The 6,466-nt window shown below is 40.6% G+C and carries 6 protein-coding genes; 4 read left to right on the top strand and 2 right to left on the bottom strand.

Annotated elements, in window-relative coordinates:
• Window positions 1-153: 153 nt before the first annotated feature.
• Together rsgA and HMPREF9071_RS09785 are read left to right on the top strand one after the other, a co-directional pair.
• The gene (rsgA, locus tag HMPREF9071_RS09790) at window positions 154-1,074 is read left to right on the top strand and encodes a ribosome small subunit-dependent GTPase A (protein ID WP_009746474.1); all 921 of its coding nucleotides are present in this window, start codon (window positions 154-156) and stop codon (window positions 1,072-1,074) included.
• 140 nt (window positions 1,075-1,214) lie between these two features.
• Entirely contained in the window at window positions 1,215-1,955 is a 741-nt protein-coding gene (locus HMPREF9071_RS09785) for a shikimate dehydrogenase (RefSeq protein WP_009746473.1), read from the top strand.
• Between the two features lie 29 nt (window positions 1,956-1,984).
• Here HMPREF9071_RS09785 and msrB read toward each other — a convergent pair whose 3' ends face one another.
• Window positions 1,985-3,052 carry a peptide-methionine (R)-S-oxide reductase MsrB gene (gene msrB / locus HMPREF9071_RS09780; RefSeq protein WP_009746472.1) on the bottom strand — a complete coding sequence of 356 codons (1,068 nt, stop codon included), beginning with the start codon at window positions 3,050-3,052 and terminating at the stop codon, window positions 1,985-1,987.
• A gap of 240 nt (window positions 3,053-3,292) precedes the next feature.
• A complete protein-coding gene (locus tag HMPREF9071_RS09775) occupies window positions 3,293-4,117 on the bottom strand; it encodes a 5'-nucleotidase, lipoprotein e(P4) family (RefSeq protein ID WP_009746471.1) in 825 nt (274 codons plus the stop codon).
• Between the two features lie 223 nt (window positions 4,118-4,340).
• On the opposite strand from HMPREF9071_RS09775, the gene HMPREF9071_RS09770 reads away from it, so the two are divergent.
• Window positions 4,341-4,901 (top strand): Crp/Fnr family transcriptional regulator, encoded by a 561-nt coding sequence (locus HMPREF9071_RS09770; RefSeq protein WP_009746470.1) that lies wholly within the window; start codon window positions 4,341-4,343, stop codon window positions 4,899-4,901.
• A gap of 115 nt (window positions 4,902-5,016) precedes the next feature.
• Window positions 5,017-6,429 (top strand): TolC family protein, encoded by a 1,413-nt coding sequence (locus HMPREF9071_RS09765; RefSeq protein ID WP_009746469.1) that lies wholly within the window; start codon window positions 5,017-5,019, stop codon window positions 6,427-6,429.
• Window positions 6,430-6,466 lie beyond the last annotated feature (37 nt).

Below are 6,466 nucleotides of genomic sequence, written 5' to 3'. Positions count from 1 at the left end.
GTCTTTTTATACTCTTGGGATAAAGAAAATCAATAAAATAAGAAAGTGTTAATAACTTTTCATCTTTTTGCTTGACTTTACTTCTAAAATGTTGTACTTTTGTGCTCCAAAAGGAATGGTCTCACTATTCACTTTTCATTATTCACTTTATTTATGAGGGGAATCATTTATAAATCCACAGGGAGCTGGTATATGGTCAAGGGGGAAGACCAGCAGTTCTATGAATGTCGCCTTAAGGGGCGTTTTCGCCTTAAGGAAATAAAAAATACCAATCCGCTTGCCGTGGGGGATAGGGTGATCTTTGAGAAGGAAGGACAGAGGGTTATTACCCAGATTCTCCCACGGGAGAATTATATTATTCGCAAGTCGGTGAACCTCTCCAAGCAAACGCATATTCTTGCTGCCAATATAGAGGTAGCATTTCTTTTAGTAACGCTTAATAATCCCACTACCTATCCGGCTTTTATTGACCGCTTCTTGGTAACGGCTGAGGCTTATAGTATTCCTGCCGTTTTGCTAATGAATAAGGTGGACACTTATCTCCCTGATGAGCTGGCACAGGTGAAGTACTTGGCATATATGTACCGTGATATTGGTTATGAGTGCATTGGTATCTCGGCGCAGACAGGTAAGAATCTCCATTTGGTAAAAGAGCGTTTGGAAGGGAAAACGGCGATGGTGTTGGGTCACTCCGGAACAGGAAAAACCACTCTTATTAATGCCCTTTCGCCTTCCTTACACCTTAGAACACAACCTCTCTCCCAGCTACATGGACAGGGACAACATACGACCACCTTTGCCCAGATGTATGACTTGGACTTTGACGCCCGCATTATTGATACTCCAGGAATTAAGGGCTTGGGAGTAGTGGATTTTGATAAGGAGGAAATAGGAGATTATTTTCCTGAATTCTTTGCCTTAAAAAAGCAATGTCGGTTTCATAATTGCCTACATGTGAATGAACCTCAATGTGCTGTAAAGGAAGCGTTGGACAGAGATGAGCTCTACTGGAGCCGGTATAAAAGCTATCTACAACTTCTGGAAGGAGAGGATACTTATCGGGAAAGTGAATAGTATAGCCAGCGAATACCCACAGCTGGATATGTGAGTGAAAAATGAAGAGTGAAAAGTTATAGCCAGCGAGTACTCATAGTCTGGAAAGTCGCATGAGCGAGAAATAAATAATAAAAATAAAAAATGAGCAACTCAAAACGATGAAAACATTTGCTTTAGTGGGGCGCAACATCTCTTACTCTTTCTCTCGGAGATATTTTGCAGAGAAATTCGCTCATGAGCAGATTACCGATAGTGAGTATGTCAATTTTGATATACCCACCATAGAAGAGCTTCCTGCACTTATCCGTACTACCCCTACCCTTGTAGGTATGAATGTAACCATTCCCTATAAGGAGGCAATACTTCCTTTGCTTGATGAGCAGAGTGAGGAACTTATGACCATCAAAGCTTGTAATACCATTAAGGTACTCCCCACAGGAAAGCTTAAGGGCTATAATACGGATTATATAGGCTTTCATGATTCCTTAGTCCTTTACTTAAAACCCCACCATAATAAAGCACTGATTCTAGGTACAGGAGGGGCAAGTAAGGCAGTCATCTTTACCCTTGAGCAGTTGGGAATTCCTTATATACTTGTCTCCCGTAAGGCTTCTGCTCAGGCAATCTCTTACGCATCGCTTGGGGAGGAAATCATCAGGAGTCATCTGCTAATTATCAATACGACTCCTCTGGGTACCTCCCCTGATACGCAAGCCTTTCCACCGATTCCTTATGAGTTTGTTACAGATAAGCATTTGTTATATGATCTTATCTATAACCCTGAAAAGACGGTTTTTCTCGCTAAGGGAGAAGCACAGGGGGCTACCATCCTTAATGGTTACCCCATGCTTGCCCTCCAAGCAGAAGCATCGTGGGAAATATGGAATAGTGAGAAGTGAACAGTGAAAAATTATTCATTTTTCGTTTTTCACTTAACTACGTTTTTACTTTTTCCTCCTATTAAGGATAGGCTGTATCCTTCTTTTTCCATTTCTTCTTTAGGGATGAAGCGTAGAGAAGCACTATTGATACAGTAGCGTAATCCTCCTTTGTCCTTAGGTCCATCGGTGAATACGTGTCCTAAATGAGCATTTCCCAACTTACTTCTTACTTCAGTGCGGAGCATGTTATGGGATTTGTCCATGTATTCCTTGACAAGTTTTTTATCAATAGGCTTGGTGAAGCTTGGCCATCCACAACCAGCATCATACTTGTCGGCAGAGGAGAATAGGGGCTCGCCTGTGGTTACATCTACATAGATGCCCTCACGGTTTTCGTTCCAATATTCATTACGAAAGGGTGGTTCAGTAGCACTATTTTGGGTTACCTCATACTGCATGTTAGAAAGCTCTTTCTTAAGGGTAGCCTTATCCTTAACAGTATAGGTAACTTTGGGTGAAGTTTGGGCCTTCTTAGGATTTGCTTTGCGAGCCATCTCAAAAAGAGCAGGGGAGAGGTGGCAATAACCATGAGGGTTCTTATCCAAATAGTCCTGATGATACCCCTCTGCTGCATAAAAGTTTTTCAAAGGAAGGTTCTCCACGACAATAGGCTTGCTGTATTGTTTGGCAAGGGCGATAAGGTGTGCCCTTATTGTAGTTTGGTCAGCTTTATTCGTATAGTAAATGCCTGTACGGTATTGTGAACCTCTGTCATTTCCTTGTTTGTTCAGGGAGGTAGGGTCAATAGTTTTGAGATAGAGTTCCACGAGCTGAGAGAGGCTTACTTCTGTAGGGTTGTATACTACCTTAACTGTTTCAGCAAATTGGGTGTCGCCTTGGCAAACTTCTTTGTAGGTAGGGTTCTGGATGTTCCCATTGGCATAGCCTACTTCTGTAGCCACTACGCCTCGCACTTGCTTGAAGAAATGTTCTGTACCCCAGAAGCATCCTCCTGCAAAATAGATTTCTTTAGTGTCCATTTTTTTTAGTTTGGTTTGTGAAAATAGTGAATAGCTTGTTAAAAAAGAGAGCAAACAAGCTGCCCAGAGTGTCATGTTTCTGTTCATAGCCGGTATTTTAAAAGTTTATAAATAAGGGTTTGTAACAGATTTTGTAGGGAAGAAGTAAAAAGATATTTACAAAAAGCATGCCAAAATAGGGTAAGGTAGAAGAAAATTTTGTAAAAAGTGCCGTAAGATAGAGAAAATACTATCTTTATTGTCCAATGAAAAAGCCTCTTCTTTTTGTAAAGAAGAAGCCTTTTACTTGATTAATATTATGGAAAAATAAAGATATTACATAGAAGGTTTGTCCTTAAGAACTTTTAGGATAATAGCCTCACGTTCTTCTAAAGGGAGGGGTTTGCCACCAAAAGCAGCATTTTCCCAATCCCCATAGGAGGGGTTAGGCAACACAATGAAGCGCTTTCCGAAAGCCTCACGGTTCTTTGTTACGGCATTAAAGCGTCCTTGGGTAGTAGGAACATCAAAATCCTTGTCAAAATCTGCTAAATTATCCCCTAAAAGTAGGACAATATTATATCTTTTGGCGATCTCCAAGCGTCTATTTTCCTTGCTTCTTTCAGCATTACGGAATATAAGGTGGTCATCTCCCTGAATAGGGAAGCCATAGCGCTTGAGGTTTGCAGCAGTCCCATCATGTTCGGCAGTGGAACGGTTGGTTACATAGAAGATGTGTACCCCTTTCTCTGCAGCATATCGGAAGAAGTCCAAAGAGCCTGCCAGTGGGGTTGCTTCTCCTTTAGCAGTCCATGCTTCCCATGATTTCTTCTCATATTCCTTATTTTCCTTGCCGCATTGTACGGCATAGTAGGAAGTGTTCATGAAGGTCTCATCAATATCTGAAACAATAGCGATAGGCTTATCACTTGACTGGGCAAGAGCCTCATCTAACCTCAAACGAGCTATATTGAAAGCCTGTAAGCATAGGGCGTCATATTCAGCGGCTTGCTGTTGGAAGAAAGCAGCATAGAGTTTTCCTTTGGTAAGGAGCTGGTGGCTGCTGCCTTGAGTGGGGTTTGCGGAAGAGATAGTCCCCTTTTGAGAACAACAAGCACCACAGATAGCAGCAACTCCCAAGAAAATAAAGATTTTTTTCATGCTATGTAAATTTTTCGGGCTACAAAATTACAAAATATCTGTGTAATACAAAAAGAAACTATAAGCTAAAGTCATTAAAAATAAGAGAATTTAAAGTTAAATTTTTTCTCATAATGAGAATTATTCTTTATAAAAGTTAAAAATTGTTTCTGAGAATAAGTTGGGGATATGAAAATTGATGATTCCTTGACTTATGAAGCATTATTATTTGTATCTTTGCCCTATGAATTTTATTGACTATATACATCAGAAAACACTTATTGATAATGAGACCCTTAAGGCATTGGATACTCTTTTTATTCCTAAGCAGTACAAGAAATATAGCTATCTTCTTAAGGCAGGAAGCCCCTCTAAGGAAGTCTTCTATATAGAGGAAGGGATCATGCGACAGTTCTATACGAAGGAAGAGAAGGATATTACCCATGCTTTCTATATGGAAAATGATTTCTATATGCCTGTGGAGAATATTTATTTTCACCAGCCTTATCCTTTCGCTTTAGAGGCTTTAGAACCTTGCTTGGTACGGGTGGCAGAATTCGCCCAAGTGGAAGAAATTATTAATAATAATCCTCAGTTGGAGCGTTTTATGCGGATGCTTCTGGTTTCTTTTCTCAAGAGTCTTTCCGATAGGATTTATGCCATTAAGTTCCAAACTGCTCAGGAGCGTTATGAGTTGTTATTGAAGAATTATCCTAAGATACTTCTGAGAGTTCCCTTGGGGCATATTGCTTCTTTCTTAGGGATTACTCAGCAAACCCTCAGTGTAATTCGTTCAGGTAAATAACGCTTTTTAATCTATCTTAAAAACTTATTGCAAAAAAGAGCTTCTTATTTCACAAATCTACTCTATTTTTGCAATCCGATAATTTGTAAGTTGTTTATTTTAAAATGTATTCAGAATGAAACATATATATACTTTTGTTTTTCTTTGTGTTACTACATTCAGCCTTGCTCAATCCCTTTCTTTCTCCGATGCCTTAGCACGCATGCAAGGCGCTAACCAGAAGCTCAAAGGAGTTGAAAAACAAACACAAGCCTCCTCTTATACAGAAAAATCAATGAGAGGTTTGTACTTACCACAGTTGAGCATTAATGCAAGCTATGCACACTTGAGTGACCCTCTTTCTTTAAGTTTTAATGAATATAAAACACCTTTGCAAAATGGACTTACCTCCTTAGCAGGGGCTATTCCTGCCCCTTTACAACCAGCTTTCAGACCTTTATTGGGCAGGCTCCAACCTCTTTTTGCACAGGATTGGAGGTATGAATTTCAAAAGCAGGATATTTGGAAGCTCTCTGCAGACCTTCGTTGGGTACTCTATGCAGGGGGTAAGGTACGTGTAGGGAATAAGGTAAGCAAGCTCAATAGTGAAATTGCCAAAGTAGAAAGCCAGAAAACAGAGAATATGCTAATCTCCGAACTAGCAGAACGTTACTTTCAAGTACAATTAGCCCAAGAAGCGCTACGAGTACGACAGAAAGCTCTCGAAACAGCTGAACAGCACTATGGTAATGCTCAAAAGTTTGAGAAAAATGGTATGGTGGCTCCTGTGGAAACCATGCAAGCCAAGAAAGCTGTTACCGATGCACAACGCGAAGTACTTGCTTGCCAGAAGGATATAGAACTGGCACAAACTGCCCTTTATGGAGTTATTGGTGAACAGCTTCCTCCCCTTACGACCCTTTCTTCTTCCCTGTTTGAAGTGGCTCCCCTGCAACCTGTGGATTACTATCAACAGCAAGCCAAGGAAAACTATCCGCTTATTGTACAAGCCCGACTTAAAAAACGACTTACCGACCAGAATGTGAAGGCACAGAGAGCCGCTTTCCTGCCCGATGTAGCCCTTATTGGTAAAAAATATTTATGGTCAAAAAACCTTCCTATCACTGAACCGGATAACTGGGTGGTAGGCGTCGGTCTACAGTGGAATCTCTTTAATGGCTTCTCCGATAAGAATAGGATAGAACAAGCAAAAGCCCAACGTGAAAGTGTGCAGCTCATTACCGCTCAGGCTGAAAAAGACATACAAACTTTAGTGAAAAAACAATATACGGAGATAGAGAAACAGCGTGAACAGCTTCAAAGTTTACAAAAAAGCTTAGAATTCGCTCAGGAATTGGTACGGGTAAGGAATAAGGCTTTTGCGGAGGGACTCTCATCTTCCACTGATGTCGCCGATGCGAACCTCTACTTAGCCTCCATTGAAATAAAATGTTACCAAGCCCTCTTCGAAATGGATAAGGTGCTTGCTCAACTCTTGGAAACCTGTGGACTTAGCCAAGAATACACTAATTATTTAAGTAAAAAGTAAAGTCGCCTGAGCGAGAAGATAAGTAAGTAGTGAAAAA

Origin of the sequence: Capnocytophaga sp. oral taxon 338 str. F0234 (assembly GCF_000192225.1) — a bacterium.
In the GTDB taxonomy this organism is placed as follows: domain Bacteria; phylum Bacteroidota; class Bacteroidia; order Flavobacteriales; family Flavobacteriaceae; genus Capnocytophaga.
This window is presented reverse-complemented; position numbering and strand designations above follow the sequence as displayed.